Below are 17,668 nucleotides of genomic sequence, written 5' to 3' on the forward strand. Positions count from 1 at the left end.
CGGCTTAAACCCATTTAACAACAGCAGGTGCCTGATATTGTTTGAAAGCAGCCAGAAGTTCAGACGCGCAGGAAGTTGCCATCAACATGCTGCGGTGTTGTGGACGAATAAAAGCTTCAGCCGATGCGTGGTCTAAAAATGAAAGCAGGCCGTCGTAATAACCGTTAACGTTCAGCACGCCCACTGGCTTATTGTGAAAGCTGAGCTGCCCCCAGGTCAGGATTTCGAACAATTCTTCGAAGGTGCCCAGCCCACCGGGCAAGGCAATGAAGCCGTCGGACATTTCGGCCATCATGGCTTTGCGTTCGTGCATGTTTCGGGTAACGAACAACTCGGTAAGCGCAGGGTGGGCCAATTCTTTGCTGACCAAGGTTTCAGGAATGATGCCAATTGCCCTACCACCCAGGGCCAGCACCTCTTCAGCCACCACCCCCATCAAACCCAGGTTGGAGCCACCGTACACCAAGCCAAAATTGTTCTCGACCAGCGCACGGGCCAGTGACTTGGCGCCCTCGGCATAAGTGGGTTGGTTTCCGGGGCTTGATCCGCAATACACACAAATGTTTTTCATTGTTTTTGATTCAAGGTGTTTTGAAACAGGTGCTCGACCCATTTGGTTTTGGCATTGGCCACAACGTCGGCAACGGATGCGCCGGGTTGCGCCGATTCAATGGCTTTGGAAATCCATGCTTTGTATTGCCCCGACTGTACCTGTTCCACTGCCAAATGAATTCTATAAAGTTCTTCATGTTCGCCCTTCGCATGGCGAAAAATACGGCATACGTCACCAAGGCGTTCGGGGCGACGGTACAGATCAACGCGTTCCAATACATACCCCAATGCGGATGCGTCAGGTTTATCCAAACTTAAAAAATTATTGAGTTCAACAAACACCACTGTCGCTTGCTGAATTTCTTTGGGTATGCGCCACCGTTTGGACAAGCCATCAACGGCATCTTTGTTACCCAGGTGCGAGAGCTGATACACCCATCGATCAAAAGCACAACTTAGCTGGTCAACGGTTTTCGACGCAGCATCATCTACACGTGCAAACTTCAATGCAGGCTCGCCACCCAGTTCAGGCCAAGCATTCAGTTTGCTCAGCAGTTTGATCATTCGGAATGGTTTTTCTTCCCCCATGCCCTTGTTCAGTTCCGCAAACACACGTTCGGCCACCAGGTGTTTCAATTCACCGGAATCGCGTAATTGGCAGCACAACTCGAGTGTTTCGTCAGCGACTGAAAACTCAAGAAAACGGGCCAGGAAACGGGCCAGTCGCAACACGCGAAGTGGATCTTCCACAAAGGCAGGGCTGACATGGCGCATTAACTTGCTTTGCAAGTCAAGCAGACCGCCATAGGGATCAATCAGCTCACCTTCAGCGCTCATGGCCATGGCGTTCACAGTGAAATCACGGCGTGCAAGGTCTTCTTCCAAGGTGACAGTTGGGTCTGCGTGAAAGGTGAAGCCTTTGTAGCCTGGACCGCTTTTTCTTTCAGTGCGGGCCAGTGCATATTCTTCGTGGGTGCCAGGGTGAAGGAACACGGGAAAATCTGCACCAACCGGTGTAAAACAAGCTGAAAGCATGTCATTGACAGTAGCGCCCACCACCACCCAGTCTTTGTCGATGCTGGTGAGGCCCAACAAGGCATCGCGAACTGCACCACCCACCACATACACCCTTGCGGACGCAGGCAGTTTTCCGACCACGGGGTCGGGAATGAAACCTTGAAGTGTGGAAACCTTGTCCATGGGCAACATGAAAATGAATGTTGCCCAAGGTTACCATTGAATGAAGCTGATTAATTCGACGACTGCCGCCCGCGATTGTGCTGCGCATTGAAATCAATGGCGGGGCCTGCGGGCACTACACGCGTCGGGTTGATCATGTCGTGGCTGTAATAGTAGTGGCGCTTGATGTGATAAAAATTGACTGTTTCAGCCACACCTGGCCATTGATACAGTTCACGCACATAGTTCGAAATATTGGGGAAATCTTCAAGCCGCTGGCGATTGCATTTGAAGTGCCCGTGGTACACCGCATCAAATCGAATCAGGGTTGTAAACAGGCGCCAGTCGGCTTCGGTAATGCGCTTACCCGCCAGGTAACGGTTGTTCTCCAGTATTTTTTCAATTGAATCAAGCGCCATGAACACACCGTTGTAGGCTTCTTCGTAAGCGCCCTGAGTGGTAGCAAAACCAGCCCGATAAACGCCATTGTTGATGTTGTCGTAAACCAGGTCGTTGACCGAATCAATTTTCGCGTGCAGTTCAGCGGGGTGATAATCGTCGTGGTTGCTGGTAATTTCATTGAAAGCAGAATTGAACATTCGAATGATTTCCGACGATTCATTACTCACAATTTGATTGGTTTGCTTGCACCACAGTACGGGCACAGTAACGCGCCCTGAATAATCCTTTTTGTGGCGGGTATAAATTTGATGCATGAAGTCGCTATTGAAAAGCGAATCGCCCGTGCTGCCTGCATCCACGTTGAAGGTCCAGCCGTTACTCAGCATGTCGGGGCTAACCACCGACACATCTATGTGCTTTTCCAGGCCTTTCAATTTCCGAAAAATCAGTGTGCGGTGCGCCCACGGGCAGGCCAGCGATACATACAAATGGTAGCGACCGCTTTCCGCTTTAAACCCACCTTGACCTGTGGGGCCAGCTGCGCCATCGACAGTTACCCAGTTGCGTAACTTGGCGCTTTCGCGTTGAAATTTGCCGCCACTTGAACTGGTGTCGTACCACTTGTCGTGCCATTGTCCGTCTACCAATAAACCCATGCGATGCTCCTTGTACTTCCATAACGAAGCATCACCTTAACAAACCATAACCCTACAGTTGTTCAATATTCTTGAACGTGTCGGCCACTTTTTGCCGAAGCGCAGTGCGCTGGGCATCGTCAAGGCGGGCAATGTTTTTGGCCATCAAGCCAGTGCGAGGGTTGGCTGACAGCATTTTTTCATGCTGATCCAGAAAGCCCCAATACAGCGTGGTGAAGGGACATGCGTCATCACCCACTTTCTCGGATGGCTTGTATTTGCAGCCTGTGCAGTAGTTGCTCATTCGCTTGATGTAAGCACCCGATGCGATGTAGGGCTTGCTGGTGAAACGGCCACCATTGGCGAACAAGGCCATGCCAGCCACATTGGGCAATTCAACCCATTCAATAGCGTCTACATACACCGCAAGAAACCAGTCCTCAACCTGCTGGGGTACCAGGCCCGCCAGCAAGGCGAAGTTGCCGATTACCATCAAACGCTGAATGTGGTGCGCATACCCATGGTCCATGGTCTGACCAATCGAGTCTTTCAGGCAGTTCATCTGGGTTTTCCCGGTCCAGAACCACTTGGGCAGGTCTAGTTTGGCCTGAAGGAAGTTGTCATCACGCATCTTGGGCATGTCGAGCCAATACACGCCGCGCATGAATTCACGCCATCCCAGGATTTGCCGAATAAAGCCCTCGGCACTGGCGATGTCGACCTTGTTTTCTCGAAAGGCGGCTTCCGCCTTTTCAACCACTTCCATGGGGTGCAGCAGGTGCAGGTTGATTGAACTCGACACCAGCGAGTGCCAACCAAAAGGCGTATTGGTCCACATGGCATCCTGGTAATTGCCGAAATTTGTGAAGCGTGTGGCAATGAATGTATCCAACGCTTTTAGCGCTTGTTCACGCGTGACAGGCCACTGAAAATTGGCGAGGGTCCCGGGGTGTTTGGGAAAATGTTGCTCAACCTCGGCAAATACTTCTTTTGTGATCTCATCGGGCTCAAATGCCGCAGGTGGTGAAATTGTGCCAGGGCCACTTTTTGGAAATGCACTGCGGTTCTCAGTGTCGAAATTCCATTTTCCACCGGCGGGCTCGGCACCTTCCATCAGCACACCTGTGCGCTTGCGCATTTCCCGATAGAAATACTCCATGCGCATTTGCTTGTAGCCACTGGCCCACTTCGCAAATTCTGCGCGAGTACACAGGTAGTGGGTGTCGTCCAGTAACCTGAGTTTGATGCCCTTGGTTTTGGCCATGCCCAGAAAGTCTTGCTCAAGGCGCCACTCGCCGGGCTCGGCCATGTCAATGCTTGTGTAGCCATGTTGCTTGCACAAGCTGCCAATTCCTTCTACCAAGCTGTGTTTGCCGGTGTCGCCCAGCTTGCGATAATGCACAGCATAGCCCGCCTTGCGCAGTTCTTCAGCAAAATGCCGCATAGCACTTAAAAACAAGGCGATACGTACTTTGTGCACCCACACCACGGTGGATTCAGCTGGCGATTCCACCATTAGAATATGTGCGGTTTCCGGGGGGTTCGCCAACAGTGCGGGGTTTTTCAAGTCGAGCTGGTCGCCCAACACCACCACGGCGTGTTTTGTGCTGCTCATATTATTTGCTACCGGTTTTGGGTGCTGCCTTGCGGCAGGCGTCTGAACAATATTTCACTTCATCCCAGTTCTTGGCCCAGCTTCTGCGCCAGGCCATGTCTTTGCCACACACCGCGCAAGGCTTTGTCGGCAAATATGATTTATTGCCCTTGAATGACTGTGGTTTTGACTGCGACTTGCTCACAAACCAATTCAGTGCTGATTGATTTGATGGCGCGTGCGCCAATCTGCGATTGATTCTCGAATTGAATCGAGACTGGACAAGAGCACAAAATCATCAGATGGTTTTTTGCGCAGCGCGGTGGATGCGCCACCACACCAGATTTCCACCATGGGCGGCAACTTTTCCCGAAGTTCAGCCAGGGATTCAAGAACAACAGGCGAACTTTGAATTGCTGAAAAGGAAAGCGCCACGATGTTGATGTTCTGGGCGCGCGCAGCCAGCACGATGTCATAAATCGGGGTTTGGGTGCCCAGCGAAATGCACTGGGCTCCTTCCATTGAGAAAATACATTCGGCCATCAATAAACCCAAGCCGTGCAATTCATTGGGTAAGGTGGTCAACAGAACCCGGGGGCCTTTGCGTGTCGATGGGATGGTATTTAGGGAATTGCGCAGCACCACCTGAATGGTTTCGGTGTAGATGTGCTCCTCGAATATTTCAAAGTAACCGCGCGCCCAAGCATCGCCCACCATGGCATTTAATGGGGCCACTATTTCCACGACGAAGCGTTGTAAGCCCATGGTTAAAGCAAGGCGCGACATGGTTTGTCGAAACTCTTCAGCGTCATGGCGCTTGATTAATTCCATGTAGCTGTTGAGTTCATCTAGGCTGTCAGGGGCCACATTCATGCGGGAACCCGCACTGCTCACCTCGGCCAGTTTCACCAGCTCGTCAATGCTTAATCCGATAATTTTTCCTGGGCGATGACCGCCATCAAGAAGGCGCTTGATCACCCGAAGTTTTTCGACTTGATCGATTGTGTAAATTCGCTCGCCGAATGAATCGCGGCCAGGTTGTGGGAAGTTGTAGCGCTTTTCCCAGACTCGCAAGGTGTCTTTGGGCAAGCCGGTGTCTCGCTCAACGGCTGCAATGGAAAATGACGGTTGGCTTAGATCTGCACGCTCATTCATACACAAACCTGACTGCGGTGACACTTCAACATCTTTTGTTTGTCCTAGACAAATTGACTTGCTACGCGTATCGAATAATAATGGAACTCGACTAAAGAATCTTAGTCAAATTAACACATTGCTTGAATATTCACCACACATATAGAGACATTTCATTGATTAACCAGCATTGTAAAGTCAAGCATCTGTCTAGTCCAGCACGCTTCAGCTTTTGGAAACCAACGATGACGCTGATCCTTGCCGCAGGAATACTGACGTTTGCTGGAATTGCTCAGGCAACCGATGGAAAATCGCCGACCAACGCCTCCAGCTGCCCGACGTTGCTTGATCACAAGTTTCCCCGATTGCAAGACGAAAAGATGCTTTCAATGTGTCAGTTTCAGGGGCAGGTACTGCTGGTTGTGAATACTGCAAGCTTTTGTGGATTCACGAGCCAGTACGAAGAACTCGAAAAACTTCAAGCCCAGTTCAAAACAAAGGGGTTTAATGTCGTAGGTTTTCCATCCAGCGATTTTGGTAATCAGGAGTACAAATCCAACAAAGAGATCGCGGCTTTTTGTAATAACACCTTTGGAGTTCAATTTCCGATGTTTGCAAAAACCACGGTTAAGGGTGATTCGGCCAACCCCTTGTACAAACAGTTGGCCAAAGCCACCGGAGAACAACCCGGCTGGAATTTCCACAAATACCTGATTGATCGAAAAGGCCAAGTAGTCGGCACATTTAAAAGTGGAGTGTCGCCCACCAGCCCGGAAATTAAACAGGCAATTCGCCGTGCACTTGATGCACATCCAATCACAAAGCAGTAATTATTATTGGAGCGCTTCTTCATGAATGCACCGGACGGACTTTTTTTACCTGACGAACAATCTCGCACAGACAAGCGCAACATAGCCATTCAGCGCGTGGGCGTGCGTGCAATCAAGCACCCAATCATTGTTGAAACACTGGAAGGCCCGCAGCCTTCTGTAGCCACCATCGACATGTCGGTGTTTTTACCGGGCGATGTGAAGGGCACCCACATGTCGCGCTTTCTGGAAATTTTACAGTCGCAGGAAAGCGCTCTTTCTCCTGCGGGCATGAAGCACATGATGCAGGAGATGTTGCAGCGCCTGGATTCAACTGCAGGCACCATTACCATGAAATTTCCGTATTTTGTTCGCAAGGTAGCGCCCATTTCAGGCGTGGCCAGCTTGCTGGACTACGAGGTGACACTGGAAGCCGACAACAATGGAAAAACCACAGACGTATTCATGACCGTGGTGGTACCAGTAACCAGCCTGTGCCCTTGCTCGAAGAAAATATCCGATTACGGCGCGCACAACCAGCGCAGCCACATTACCATTCGAGCCTTGGTGGCCGATGGAATTGCAGTTGAAGAATTGATCCGCATGGCGGAAGAATCTGCGTCGTGTGAGTTGTGGGGATTGCTAAAGCGCCCAGATGAAAAATACGTCACCGAGCGTGCTTACGACAACCCAAAATTTGTGGAAGACTTGGTACGTGATGTGGCCATCCGCTTGCGGGCCAGCAAAAAAGTGATGGCTTACAGAATTGAAAGTGAAAACTTTGAATCGATCCACAACCACTCGGCTGTGGCTTGGATTGAAGAAGACAAGCGCAAGTGAAATATGAAGGTCGCCAAAGCGGCGGCCGCAAAAGCCAAGGCTTTGGCTGCCTTCATTCGGTAATTACAGGGTACGATACTAGCAATAGTTCGTGCCCTAACTAATTTTTGAGTTCTCATGACCCTGAATAAAAAAGACCACTTGCCAAAAGTTGCCATCGTGGGTGGCGGAATTTCTGGCCTTACAGCCGCTTACGCACTTCGCGACCATGCCCATACCACCTTGTTTGAAGCGAATGATTACATTGGCGGACACACCAATACAGTGGACATTGAAGTTGAAGGCAAACAAGTGGCCGTGGACACTGGGTTTTTGGTTTACAACGAGCGAACCTACCCCAACCTGATTCGCTTGTTTGAAGAACTGGAAGTAGAAACCGTTGAATCGGACATGTCGTTTTCGGTTTGCCTGCCAGAATTGAACATTGAATGGTCGGGCACCAATTTAAATACGGTGTTCGCCCAGCGCCGCAATCTGCTTCGCCCACGCTTTATCCGAATGCTGTTGGATATCTTGCGATTCAACAAAGAAGCCACCGCAATGGTTGCTGATGCCGGGCGCGCTGATTTGTTTCAAAGCAAAGCGAAAATGCACTTGGGCGATTACCTGGTTGAACAAAAATACAGCGCGGAGTTTCGCGATTGGTATCTAATTCCAATGGCTGCCGCAATTTGGTCTTGCCCAAGCGAGCAGATGCTTGCTTTCCCCTTGGCCACCTTCATTCAGTTTTGTCACAACCATGGTTTGCTGCAGGTAAATGACCGACCAAAATGGTTCACTGTAAAAAATGGTGCGCGCAATTACGTGCTGAGAATTTTGCCCTTCGTGGATGTTGCGCACAAAAGCACACCAGTGCTGGAGGTGAACACGCAAGGCATCAAACCCACCGTTAAAACCAGTGCAGGAACGCAAGAGTTTGATCATGTAATTGTGGCTTGCCACAGCGACGAGGCCTTGGCAATGCTGACTGGTAACCAGGCACAGAAAGACCAGTTGCAGCACATTAAGTACCAGCCCAATGTAGCCTTTCTGCACACCGACGTGAAGCTGATGCCAAAAACCCGCAGCACCTGGTCGTCATGGAACTACCTCAGCGATGTGCTGAATCCGCAACCCAGCGTGTCGGTGACATATTGGAGCAATTTGCTACAGCCGCTGCCCGTGAAAACCCCGATCTTTGTCACCCTGAATCCGATTGTGCAACCCGATGCCAAAAAAGTATTTCGCGAAATTCATTATTCGCACCCAGTTTTTGACGTACCCGCTGTGCAAGCCCAGCAGGCACTTGGCGAACTTCAGGGGCTGAACAATGTCTATTTGGCAGGGGCATGGATGAAGTATGGCTTTCATGAAGACGGCCACACTTCCGGGCTGAATGCGGCGCGTGCACTGATCAATAAACTTGAGAACAACACACAAAAGGCGGCTTGATGACGCAAACGCGTTTTCAACTCAGTGAAGTGAAACTTGCCTGGGGCTTGGTGAAGCACCACAGGGAGTACCCCAGGCCCAATGGTTTCACCACTGGTGCCTGTTTTGTTCGACTTGTATTCTCAAACGTAAGTATCAAAACCAAACACAAATATCCCGTGATTGATGGCAATGGTTTGGTATCAGTTAGCGCAACCAATTACGGACTGGAAGCCCATTCATTGCACTTCCCCGAGTTTGTTGAACAGCTAACCGCCCGCATGGCAGCGGAAAGCGGTGAACTGCTGGACGGCCCGGTGCACTTGCACACGTTTCCGAAAGTATTGGGTTATGTGTTCAACCCCGTCAGCTTTTGGTACTTCCACAACAACGCTGGCCAGTGTCGAGTGGTGTTGTGCGAGGTGAACAACACCTTTGGCGAACGTCATTTTTACCTGTTAACGGCCCCTAACTCAAAAGCGCCGTTGAACAAAGGCATGTTGTTGAATGCAAAGAAAGAGTTTCATGTGTCGCCGTTTTTTCCGGTTTCCGGGCGCTATGAATTCAGATTTGTGGGTAGCGAGAATCACAGCCTTGCCCGAATTAACTACTTCGAAGGCACAGTTCAGCAACTCAGCACCAGCGTTAGCGGCGGGTTGCTGCATCCAAGCACCCTGCTTTGGGGTAAAACTTTACTGAAATACGGCTGGTTTACAGTGGCCGTGGTTGCAAAAATTCATTGGCAGGCTGTGAAACTGCTATTCAAAGGCGCGAAGTTCCACGGCAAGCCCGCGCCACCCCGTCAAACAATTACGCAGACAGAATTCGAAGCATGACTCAAGCCATCACTTTCTCCCAGTTCCAATTGCCCAGCCATGCGCCGTCTTCTGCGCAATGGACCCTGAAATTGCTGACCAAACTGAAGAAAGGTCGCCTGGAGGTAATTACCCCGGAAGGCGTCCATTTGCTGTTTGGCGGCGAAGAAGACCAACCCAGCGCCAAGATCAAACTGAATTCCTGGACTGTATGCCAGCGTGCCTTGAAGGCAGGCGACATTGGTTTTGCAGAAGCCTACATTGCAGGCGAATGGGAAACCCATGACATTGCTTCGGTGCTGGGCGTGTTTCTGGAAAACCGGAAAGCGGTAGAAAAGGTGATTTACGGCAGCTTTTTGGGCAGCATCGCCTACAAAATCAAACACCTGCTGAACCGTAACACCAAAGCACAGGCCAAGAAAAACATTCATGCTCATTACGATTTGGGCAATCCGTTTTACCAGTTGTGGCTCGACCCAACCATGACTTATTCGAGTGCACTTTTTGATGGTGACACCAGCCTAAGCCTGGAGCAGGCGCAACATGCCAAGTACATGGCGATGATTGATTACCTAAAACCCAAAGCTGGCGAAGAAGTATTGGAAGTGGGGTGTGGCTGGGGCGGATTTGCCGAGAAGGCTTGCGAAGCAGGTGCCACTGTTGTGGGTCTTACTCTATCGACAGAGCAATTGGCTTTTGCGAAAGCACGCATGGCCAAACAGGGTTATAGCGAGCAGGCTGATTTTCGCTTGCAGGACTACCGCGATTGCCGCGGGCAATTCGATCACATTGCTTCAATTGAAATGTTTGAAGCGGTGGGTGAAGAGTACTGGCCCGCTTACTTTCAGTCGGTGAATCGCTTGCTGAAACCGGGTGGCAAAGCTGCAATTCAAACCATCGTGATTCAAGACGAGCTGTTCGACCGCTACCGAAAGGGTACTGACTTCATTCAACAATACATTTTCCCCGGTGGCATGCTGCCCTCGCCCGCCAAGTTCAGAGCCATGGCAGAAAAACATGGTTTGCGTGTGGTGTCGGAAAAGGCCTTTGGAAAAGACTATGCTGAAACCCTGCGCCGCTGGCGTGTTCAGTTTATGAAAACACTGGAACAGGTGAAGAATCAGGGCTTTGACACCCCCTTTATTCGAACTTGGGAATTTTACCTGGCTTATTGCGAGGCTGGTTTCGAGTACGAAAGCACCGACGTGATCCAGTTTTACCTTGAAAAAGCGGAGAACCAATGAAGTTTTACACGGCTCGAATGATTCAACGTGCATTGCTTTGTGCAGCCTTGCTTGGGCTTTCCCCCATGGCAGTGGCCAGTGACAATTTGAACCCACCGCCGAAACAAGTTACACAAACCATAGAAAACGCCAAAAGAATGGGCCACGGCACCCTGCGGTGGTTTGGCCTGCGCGTGTACGACGGACAACTTTGGTCGAATGCAGAACCTGAAGGCTTCAATTACAAACGCGATCCCGCATGGCTTGAACTGCGATATGCACGCGATTTCGATGGCAGCGACATTGCCGAACGAACCATCGAAGAAATGGAAGCGATTGGTGCCGGCACGGAAGTACAGCGTCAGGGTTGGTTGGTTAAATTGACCGAAATTTTCCCGGATGTGAAAAAGGGCCACACACTGAGTGCATTGTCTACTCCGGGCAAAGGCATGCAGTTTTATCGCAATGGTTTGCCATTGGCCAAAATAGACGACCCAGAACTGGCCGAGGCCTTCATGGGGATTTGGCTTGATCCCAAAACATCAGCGCCGGAAATGCGCCGCGAATTGATTGGCTTAAAGCGCTAAACCATCATCTTTATGAACCAGCCCAGTACACGAACAAGCGCCAAAGACCTTCTGAACTATGGCCTTTTGGGCTGGGCACTGGGCGCAGTAGCGGTTCCAATTTACATCCAGGTGCCCTACCTCTATTCCCGCATTTATGAAGTGCCATCAGCATGGGTTGGCATCATCCTGCTGATTTCCAGGCTACTGGATGCGGTTCTGGACCCGGCCATTGGTTTGTGGGTTGACCGGCGCAGTGGGAAAGGTAACCGGTACGCCCTGCCCTTGCTGCTGGCCATACCATTGCTGCTGCTGGGCATGGCCGGTGTATTTTTCCCCGTTGGCGACAACCCCACCGAATATGCCGCCAGCTTGATGGTCAGCTTGATCATTGTGCACCTGGGCTACAGCTTCGCCAGCATTGCCTACCAGGCTTGGGGGGCAGAACTGGGCCACACCGACAAGGAACGTTCAACCTTTGTGGCTGTGCGGGAAGGCGTGGGCATACTGGGCGTGGTGTTCGCGGTTTCACTGGCGCTTGAAACAAATGCCGGGCTGATCTTCACCGTGTTTGCCGTCATGCTGGTGTTGGGCATGTTCTTGTTGCTGAAGTTTTCACCACAACCGGACAGATCTGCGCAACAAGCAACACCGACACCCGCCAGCGCTTTGGCACAAACCTTCAGCAATGCCCGTGAAAGCGTTGCGACCGCCATCCGAAAAGGATTTGCCGACATCGTGCAGCCGCTGCGCAGGCGCAATTTTCGCAAACTGATGGGTGTGTTTTTATGCAATGGACTGGCTGCGGCCCTGCCCGCCACACTGGTGCCTTTTTATATGCGAGACCGCTTGGGACTGGGCGATTCCGACCAATGGGTACTGGCGGTGTACTTTCTGGTGGGCGCGGCATCCACGGTATTTTGGGTGTGGCTTTCAAGCAAAATTGGCCTGGCGCGGGCATGGTTACTGGGCATGGTAATTTCCATACCGGCTTTTATCGTGGTGATCGCATTGGGCGAAGGCGATTTAACCGGATACCTGTTCGTTTGCATTGTGACCGGCTTTGCGCTGGGTGCCGACCTTTCATTGCCAGCTGCTTTGGTGGCTCGCCTAATTGAAGAAAATGGCGAACGCGGCAAAACCGAGGGCACTTATTTCGGGCTGTGGAACTGGGTGAACAAATTTAACCTGGCGCTGGCGCCCAGTTTTGCGCTGGGTACTTTGCAATGGTTTAACTACTCTGCCGACATGGCAAAAACCGATATGTATCAGAATATGGGTTTGATGCAACAATTGGCCAACGACCCGCTGCTGTGGGTGTACGCGCTGGTGCCCTGCGCACTGAAACTATTGGCCATTGTGCTGCTGGGCCGAAGCGGCTTGGCCAGCCTGAACCGAACAACAACCAACAATGCTATTGGGAGTACCACATGATTTCGAGAACCAGCCGATGGATACAACAAATGCGCCTTACACTTTTGGCTTTGGCCAGCGCTTTGGTGTTGACTGCCTGTGCCAGCCCACAACCCAGCGATTACGCCCAGGAAAAACCAGTACTGGACTTGAAAGAGTATTTCAATGGCACCATTGACGCCTGGGGCGTGTTTCAAGATCGCTCTGGCAAAGTAGTGAAGCGTTTCACCGTGGTAATGAAATGCACCTGGGATGGCGACACGGGCGTGCTGGATGAAGATTTCACCTATTCCGACGGCACCACCCAAAAACGCATCTGGACTTTGAAGAAAGACGGCAACAAGTACACTGGCACTGCCGGTGATGTGTTGGGACAAGCAACAGGTGAAACCGCAGGCAATGCATTCCAGTGGAAATACACCATGCTGTTGCCCGTGGACGGCACCACCTATGAAGTACAGTTTGATGACTGGATGTACCAGATGGACGACAAGGTGATGCTGAACCGCGCCACCATGAGCAAATTTGGCATTGAACTGGGCGAAGTGTTGCTGAGCTTTCGCAAACGAGACTAATTAAGGAAATACCATGAGCTTCAACCCAAAACTAAGCCAGTGGGCCAACAAGCGCGTGTGGCTGGTGGGTGCATCCACCGGCATTGGCGAGGCCTTGGCACGCCAGCTGGACCAATTGGGCTGCAAGCAAATGTTGTCGGCCCGCAGTGCAGACAAACTGGCCACACTGGCCGGTGAACTTCAACATGCAACCGCTCTGCCGCTAGACATTACCGAGCAAGCCGCGGTGAAAGAGGCCTTCGACACCGTAATGGCCGCCTGGGGTGCCGTGGATCTGATCGTGCTGATGGCGGGCACATATTCAGAAATGTCGGTTGAAGGTTTTGACATCGAAAAAGTGTGCCAGCAAATTGATGTGAACCTGAACGGCACCATGTACGTGCTGGCGAATGCCTTGCCCAAACTGCTGGAACAAAAATCCGGCCACCTGGCGATCGTTTCCAGCGTGGCGGGTTACCGGGGTTTGCCCAATTCGCTGGCCTATGGCCCCACCAAGGCGGCGCTAATCAACCTTGCTGAAGCCCTGCATGTGGAGCTGAAACCCCACAAGGTTGGTGTCAGCGTAGTAAACCCGGGCTTTGTTGACACACCACTGACGCGCAAGAACACCTTCCCGATGCCGTTTCTGATAACCGCTGAAAAAGCAGCGCAGGAAATTATTGTGGGCCTTGAGAAAGGTGAATTCGAGATTCACTTCCCCAAAGCATTTACCCGCACCTTGCGCATGCTGCGGATTTTGCCTTATTCCCTGTACTTTGCGGCTGTGCGCCGAATTACTGCTGGTCAGAAAAAATGAGCAAGTCAAATAACGCGAACGGCCTGGCCCCGCTGAACCGCCAGGAACTTTCAGAACCCTTGCGCAGGTTGATTGATTTTTTTGAACACATCACCGAACAAAGCGTGGCAGAAATGCCCAAGTTTTACGCAGCCAATGCCTACTTCAAAGACCCATTCAATGAAGTGAACCGGGTTGAGGACATTGCCCGCATTTTTGGTGAAATGTTCCACCAAGTGAACAACCCACGCTTTGTGGTGCACACAGCCTTTGAGTCTGGCCAGCAGGTATTCATGGCCTGGGACTTTCTGTTCGAGATGAAACGCTTTAAGGTTGGAAAAGTTCAGCGTATAAAGGGATCATCACACCTGATATTGAACCAAACTGGCCTTGTTCAGTCCCACAGAGACTACTGGGACACCGCCGAAGAGCTGTACGAGAAGATTCCGGTACTGGGGGCATTGATGCGCTGGCTGAAAAAGCAGGCAGGTTAAATCGGTTCGTATAACCTGCCAAGTGGTTGTTTTAGCGCACAAATGTACACATAATTCCCCGGTGTCACCAAATCTTCATGCGCTTCATGACATGTCTTGTTAAAATCACAAAGTTAGATCAATTCAGTGAAGGCGGAACAATATGCTGTATCCCGAATTATTCAGGTCATTGGAATCTGTTCGATGGAACATGGAAACAGACATCAACTGGGATCAGTTTGATGCCTCCAAACTGTCTGAAGAACAGGCCCAAACCATCAAGATGAACGCGATTACCGAGTGGTCGGCCTTGCCCGCCACTGAAATGTTCCTTCGTGACAACAAACACGACAGCGATTTTTCTGCATTCATGTCCATCTGGTTCTTTGAGGAACAAAAACACTCACTGGTGTTGATGGAATACCTGCGCCGCTTCCGCCCCGATTTGTTGCCCACCGAAGAAGAGCTGCACGCTGTGCGCTTTGAATTCGACCCAGCCCCGCCACTTGAAACACTGATGCTGCACTTCTGCGGCGAAATTCGTTTGAACCACTGGTACCGCTGTGCTTCAGATTGGCACACCGAACCCGTGATCAAGCAGATTTACAAAATTATTTCCCACGATGAAGCACGCCACGGCGGCGCTTACCTGCGCTATATGAAAAAAGCGCTGATTGAAGTGGGTGATGGCGCGCGCGCTGCATTCAGTAAAATCGGCGTCTTGATGGCTTCAGCCCGCCGCACACAAAAGCCGCTGCACCCCACCAACCTGCATGTGAACAAGGACCTGTTCCCGAACGACACGGTGCAAAGCCGACTGCCCGACCCCGATTGGCTGGAAAACTGGCTGGACGGTCAAATTCGTTTTGATGCCGACTGGGAAAAGAAGGTAGTGGACCGAATTTTGCACAACATGAGCCTTCTGTTTGAGCGCACATTTGAATCGGTGCAAGACCTGAACCGATACCGAAAGGAAGTGATTGCGCGCTTGGGCACCACAGATGAACCGGTTGGCTCGGCGGCTTAATTGACGACTGCCGGAAAACCAGCACGCTTTGAAAAGAAAGTGTGCCACCCTTCGGAATTGGCCGAACGCGCCAAACAACTCAAAGGCCCCGTGGTTTTTACCAACGGGGTTTTTGATTTGCTGCACCGCGGGCATGTGACCTACCTAGACCAAGCGGCGCAAGAAGGCCAAAGCCTGATTGTGGCGGTGAATTCCGATGAATCAGTGAAACGATTGGGCAAGGGGCCAGACAGACCCATCAACACGCAGGTAGACAGGATGCATGTACTGGCCGCGCTGGAATGTGTGGCGCTCGTTACTTATTTTGAAGAAGACACACCGCTGAATGCCATTCTGGCCGCCAAACCCGATGTATTGGTAAAAGGTGGAGATTGGCCAGTTGAAAAAATGGTGGGTGCAAAGGAAGTCCAAAGCTGGGGCGGTACTGCACTTTCAATTGCCTTCGAACACGAACGCAGCACCACTGCCACCCTACAAAAAATTCGCAACCTTTAAATCCGCAAACTTTAAGCCTTGCTTTGTCCTGTACTTGCCTGCGCAAACTGCTCGGGCAGGCTGGCCACATGCAAAGTACTGGTTGGAAAAGCGATTTCAGCGCCATGCTGTTCAATAATGTCTGCGATTCTTAGCAGAACGTCTTGCTTGACTTCATGAAACTTGATCCAGATTGTGGTTTTGGTAAAGGTGTAAACCAGCAGGTTCACACTAGAATCGCCAAACTGGTTCAAGTTCACAATAAGGGTTTGGCTGTCATCAATTTCATCGTGGTCAGTCAACATGCGTTTTACAGCTTCCACGATGCTTCGCACCTGGGCAATGTCGTCGTAGCGCACACCGATCGTTTCCTGAATTCGACGATGCGTCATGCGTGAAGGATTTTCAAGTGAAATGGTGCTGAAAGTGGCATTGGGAACGTACAGGGGGCGTTTGTCGAAAGTGCGAATGCGGGTTAAGCGCCAGCCAATGTGCTCCACAGTGCCTTCAATGTTTTTGTCAGGCGAGCGTACCCATTCACCCACCACGAATGGCCTGTCCATGTACACGGTCAGCCCACCGAAAAAATTGGCAAGCAGGTCTTTGGCCGCAAAACCGACTGCAATGCCACCTACACCGCCAAATGCCAATACACCTGAAATGCTGAAACCCAGATTTTGAAGAATGACCAGTGCTGCAGTGATCACGATAGATGCGCGCAACAACTTGCCGATGGCGCTGGCTGTGGTGGCGTCCAAAGGTTCAGCAAGGCGGTCCGGGCTTTGCAAGGCGGCTTCGAAACGCTTGGCCAGGCCGAATAAAAACCAGGTGATCAGAATGATGACGCCCACGCGCCGAACCGGGTCAATCAGCTCAAATATTTCCGCGTCAGCAGCCGCATCGGTAATTTTCGCAGCCCAAGAAATACCCAACAACCAAATCAGCAGTTTCAATGGCTTGCGCGCGCTTTCAAGCAATACATCGTCCCAGCGGTTGCTTGAATTTTCAGCCAGATGCCCCAGTTTCTTGAATACCAAGCCCACCACATAGCTTAGAGCGACAGTCAAAAAGACCACTGCAAATACTTTGTAAACCCAAGTGTTGTAATTTAATAAACTCGCAGGGATGCCCATGTTTGCGAGCCACGCCTGTACGCTGAGAAAATTCATAAAAGCTCATTCAATTGATCAACACCGACAGTGTAGAGGCTGAACAACAAAAATGCCCGCAAGCGGGCATTTTTCGAACTTCGGAAAATCGACAAATTACTTGGCGTTTGCCTTCATTTTGGCTTCAGCCTTCCTTCTGGATTCAGCCTCAATTTTTGATTCAGCTTTTACCTTGGCATCGGCTTCAGCTTTTGCTTTTGATTTCTCAGCTTTGTCCTCGGCGTTGCCTTCTCTTTTCACCTCTGACTTTGCATCCACGTCCACATCGGCGCTGGAACCCACTTTTCCTTTCGCGTCACCCGTGCGCTTGGCTGCTTCATCTTTTGCTATTGAATTAAGCGCGCCAGCCTCGCTTCGCTTTGCATCGCCCTGTGATTTAGCACCATTTACGGCTGCGCTTGACTTGCCTTTCACATCTGCGTTGGCATTCGCATCTGCATTCGCACCAGCATTCACAGAAACACCCGGTACATCGGCTTTTACACCAGCACCGGCGCTCACACCAAGACCAACCGCCATGGCGGATGCGGAAAAAATCAGGGCACTGCTTGCAATGGCGAATTTAAATGTAGTTTTGTTCATATCGGTAGTTCCCTGTGGATT

General features: G+C 51.1%; 20 protein-coding genes. 12 read left to right on the forward strand and 8 right to left on the reverse strand.

Going from position 1 to position 17,668, the window contains the following annotated elements:
• Positions 1 to 4: 4 nt before the first annotated feature.
• The 6 genes from NSP04_RS03015 to NSP04_RS03040 are packed head-to-tail and all read right to left on the reverse strand — an operon-like array spanning position 5 to position 5,517.
• On the reverse strand, positions 5 to 571 hold the full coding sequence (locus tag NSP04_RS03015; RefSeq protein ID WP_257510860.1) for an LOG family protein: 567 nt from the start codon (positions 569 to 571) through the stop codon (positions 5 to 7).
• Positions 568 to 1,752 carry a tRNA nucleotidyltransferase/poly(A) polymerase-related protein gene (locus tag NSP04_RS14940; protein WP_306815219.1) on the reverse strand — a complete coding sequence of 395 codons (1,185 nt, stop codon included), beginning with the start codon at positions 1,750 to 1,752 and terminating at the stop codon, positions 568 to 570. The genes NSP04_RS03015 and NSP04_RS14940 overlap by 4 nt, the downstream gene beginning before the upstream one ends.
• 50 nt (positions 1,753 to 1,802) lie before the next feature.
• Positions 1,803 to 2,789 carry a glutathione S-transferase family protein gene (locus tag NSP04_RS03025; protein WP_257510861.1) on the reverse strand — a complete coding sequence of 329 codons (987 nt, stop codon included), beginning with the start codon at positions 2,787 to 2,789 and terminating at the stop codon, positions 1,803 to 1,805.
• A gap of 52 nt (positions 2,790 to 2,841) precedes the next feature.
• On the reverse strand, positions 2,842 to 4,383 hold the full coding sequence (locus NSP04_RS03030; protein WP_257510862.1) for a cryptochrome/photolyase family protein: 1,542 nt from the start codon (positions 4,381 to 4,383) through the stop codon (positions 2,842 to 2,844).
• A 1-nt stretch (position 4,384) separates the two neighbouring features.
• Positions 4,385 to 4,567: a DUF2256 domain-containing protein gene (locus tag NSP04_RS03035; RefSeq protein WP_257510863.1), complete on the reverse strand. Its 183-nt coding sequence runs from the start codon at positions 4,565 to 4,567 to the stop codon at positions 4,385 to 4,387.
• Between the two features lie 8 nt (positions 4,568 to 4,575).
• Entirely contained in the window at positions 4,576 to 5,517 is a 942-nt protein-coding gene (locus NSP04_RS03040) for a MerR family transcriptional regulator (protein ID WP_257510864.1), read from the reverse strand.
• A gap of 155 nt (positions 5,518 to 5,672) precedes the next feature.
• Here NSP04_RS03040 and NSP04_RS03045 point away from each other — a divergent pair, with 155 nt between their 5' ends.
• The 12 genes from NSP04_RS03045 (at position 5,673) to rfaE2 (ending at position 15,917) form a co-directional block, all read left to right on the forward strand.
• On the forward strand, positions 5,673 to 6,326 hold the full coding sequence (locus NSP04_RS03045; protein ID WP_257510865.1) for a glutathione peroxidase: 654 nt from the start codon (positions 5,673 to 5,675) through the stop codon (positions 6,324 to 6,326).
• A gap of 21 nt (positions 6,327 to 6,347) precedes the next feature.
• On the forward strand, positions 6,348 to 7,145 hold the full coding sequence (folE2, locus tag NSP04_RS03050; RefSeq protein ID WP_257510866.1) for a GTP cyclohydrolase FolE2: 798 nt from the start codon (positions 6,348 to 6,350) through the stop codon (positions 7,143 to 7,145).
• A gap of 117 nt (positions 7,146 to 7,262) precedes the next feature.
• Positions 7,263 to 8,576: an NAD(P)/FAD-dependent oxidoreductase gene (locus tag NSP04_RS03055; protein WP_257510867.1), complete on the forward strand. Its 1,314-nt coding sequence runs from the start codon at positions 7,263 to 7,265 to the stop codon at positions 8,574 to 8,576.
• Positions 8,576 to 9,391, forward strand: a complete 816-nt coding sequence (locus NSP04_RS03060; protein WP_257510868.1) for a DUF1365 domain-containing protein — start codon at positions 8,576 to 8,578, stop codon at positions 9,389 to 9,391. Before NSP04_RS03055 ends, NSP04_RS03060 begins: the two co-directional genes overlap by 1 nt.
• A complete protein-coding gene (locus NSP04_RS03065) occupies positions 9,388 to 10,614 on the forward strand; it encodes an SAM-dependent methyltransferase (protein WP_257510869.1) in 1,227 nt (408 codons plus the stop codon). The genes NSP04_RS03060 and NSP04_RS03065 overlap by 4 nt, the downstream gene beginning before the upstream one ends.
• Positions 10,611 to 11,180 (forward strand): chalcone isomerase family protein, encoded by a 570-nt coding sequence (locus NSP04_RS03070; protein WP_257510870.1) that lies wholly within the window; start codon positions 10,611 to 10,613, stop codon positions 11,178 to 11,180. Before NSP04_RS03065 ends, NSP04_RS03070 begins: the two co-directional genes overlap by 4 nt.
• A gap of 12 nt (positions 11,181 to 11,192) precedes the next feature.
• Complete coding sequence (locus NSP04_RS03075; RefSeq protein WP_257510871.1) at positions 11,193 to 12,593, forward strand: MFS transporter; 1,401 nt, start codon at positions 11,193 to 11,195, stop codon at positions 12,591 to 12,593.
• 29 nt (positions 12,594 to 12,622) lie between these two features.
• Positions 12,623 to 13,147, forward strand: coding sequence for a DUF3833 domain-containing protein (locus tag NSP04_RS03080; protein WP_257510872.1), 525 nt, complete (start codon positions 12,623 to 12,625; stop codon positions 13,145 to 13,147).
• 13 nt (positions 13,148 to 13,160) lie between these two features.
• Positions 13,161 to 13,943, forward strand: coding sequence for an SDR family NAD(P)-dependent oxidoreductase (locus NSP04_RS03085; protein WP_257510873.1), 783 nt, complete (start codon positions 13,161 to 13,163; stop codon positions 13,941 to 13,943).
• Positions 13,940 to 14,416, forward strand: a complete 477-nt coding sequence (locus NSP04_RS03090) for a nuclear transport factor 2 family protein (RefSeq protein WP_257510874.1) — start codon at positions 13,940 to 13,942, stop codon at positions 14,414 to 14,416. Before NSP04_RS03085 ends, NSP04_RS03090 begins: the two co-directional genes overlap by 4 nt.
• Positions 14,417 to 14,558: 142 nt before the next feature.
• Positions 14,559 to 15,422, forward strand: coding sequence for a ferritin family protein (locus NSP04_RS03095; protein ID WP_257510875.1), 864 nt, complete (start codon positions 14,559 to 14,561; stop codon positions 15,420 to 15,422).
• Positions 15,423 to 15,917 (forward strand): D-glycero-beta-D-manno-heptose 1-phosphate adenylyltransferase, encoded by a 495-nt coding sequence (rfaE2, locus tag NSP04_RS03100; RefSeq protein ID WP_257510876.1) that lies wholly within the window; start codon positions 15,423 to 15,425, stop codon positions 15,915 to 15,917. It begins immediately after the preceding gene.
• Between the two features lie 11 nt (positions 15,918 to 15,928).
• Here rfaE2 and NSP04_RS03105 read toward each other — a convergent pair whose 3' ends face one another.
• The gene (locus NSP04_RS03105) at positions 15,929 to 17,065 is read right to left on the reverse strand and encodes a mechanosensitive ion channel family protein (protein ID WP_257510877.1); all 1,137 of its coding nucleotides are present in this window, start codon (positions 17,063 to 17,065) and stop codon (positions 15,929 to 15,931) included.
• Between the two features lie 96 nt (positions 17,066 to 17,161).
• Complete coding sequence (locus tag NSP04_RS03110) at positions 17,162 to 17,647, reverse strand: hypothetical protein (RefSeq protein WP_257510878.1); 486 nt, start codon at positions 17,645 to 17,647, stop codon at positions 17,162 to 17,164.
• Positions 17,648 to 17,668 lie beyond the last annotated feature (21 nt).

This window comes from Limnobacter parvus, assembly GCF_024623725.1.
Lineage (GTDB): Bacteria > Pseudomonadota > Gammaproteobacteria > Burkholderiales > Burkholderiaceae_B > Limnobacter > Limnobacter parvus.

What these genes read in the sequence shown, in the direction of transcription:
- NSP04_RS03015 (WP_257510860.1), bottom strand. Translation starts at nt 571, where the DNA reads ATGAAAAACATTTGTGTGTATTGCGGATCAAGCCCCGGAAACCAACCC.
- NSP04_RS14940 (WP_306815219.1), bottom strand. Translation starts at nt 1,752, where the DNA reads ATGGACAAGGTTTCCACACTTCAAGGTTTCATTCCCGACCCCGTGGTC.
- NSP04_RS03025 (WP_257510861.1), bottom strand. Translation starts at nt 2,789, where the DNA reads ATGGGTTTATTGGTAGACGGACAATGGCACGACAAGTGGTACGACACC.
- NSP04_RS03030 (WP_257510862.1), bottom strand. Translation starts at nt 4,383, where the DNA reads ATGAGCAGCACAAAACACGCCGTGGTGGTGTTGGGCGACCAGCTCGAC.
- NSP04_RS03040 (WP_257510864.1), bottom strand. Translation starts at nt 5,517, where the DNA reads ATGAATGAGCGTGCAGATCTAAGCCAACCGTCATTTTCCATTGCAGCC.
- folE2 (WP_257510866.1), top strand. Translation starts at nt 6,348, where the DNA reads ATGAATGCACCGGACGGACTTTTTTTACCTGACGAACAATCTCGCACA.
- NSP04_RS03055 (WP_257510867.1), top strand. Translation starts at nt 7,263, where the DNA reads ATGACCCTGAATAAAAAAGACCACTTGCCAAAAGTTGCCATCGTGGGT.
- NSP04_RS03060 (WP_257510868.1), top strand. Translation starts at nt 8,576, where the DNA reads ATGACGCAAACGCGTTTTCAACTCAGTGAAGTGAAACTTGCCTGGGGC.
- NSP04_RS03065 (WP_257510869.1), top strand. Translation starts at nt 9,388, where the DNA reads ATGACTCAAGCCATCACTTTCTCCCAGTTCCAATTGCCCAGCCATGCG.
- NSP04_RS03070 (WP_257510870.1), top strand. Translation starts at nt 10,611, where the DNA reads ATGAAGTTTTACACGGCTCGAATGATTCAACGTGCATTGCTTTGTGCA.
- NSP04_RS03075 (WP_257510871.1), top strand. Translation starts at nt 11,193, where the DNA reads ATGAACCAGCCCAGTACACGAACAAGCGCCAAAGACCTTCTGAACTAT.
- NSP04_RS03080 (WP_257510872.1), top strand. Translation starts at nt 12,623, where the DNA reads ATGCGCCTTACACTTTTGGCTTTGGCCAGCGCTTTGGTGTTGACTGCC.
- NSP04_RS03085 (WP_257510873.1), top strand. Translation starts at nt 13,161, where the DNA reads ATGAGCTTCAACCCAAAACTAAGCCAGTGGGCCAACAAGCGCGTGTGG.
- NSP04_RS03090 (WP_257510874.1), top strand. Translation starts at nt 13,940, where the DNA reads ATGAGCAAGTCAAATAACGCGAACGGCCTGGCCCCGCTGAACCGCCAG.
- NSP04_RS03095 (WP_257510875.1), top strand. Translation starts at nt 14,559, where the DNA reads ATGCTGTATCCCGAATTATTCAGGTCATTGGAATCTGTTCGATGGAAC.
- NSP04_RS03105 (WP_257510877.1), bottom strand. Translation starts at nt 17,065, where the DNA reads ATGAATTTTCTCAGCGTACAGGCGTGGCTCGCAAACATGGGCATCCCT.
- NSP04_RS03110 (WP_257510878.1), bottom strand. Translation starts at nt 17,647, where the DNA reads ATGAACAAAACTACATTTAAATTCGCCATTGCAAGCAGTGCCCTGATT.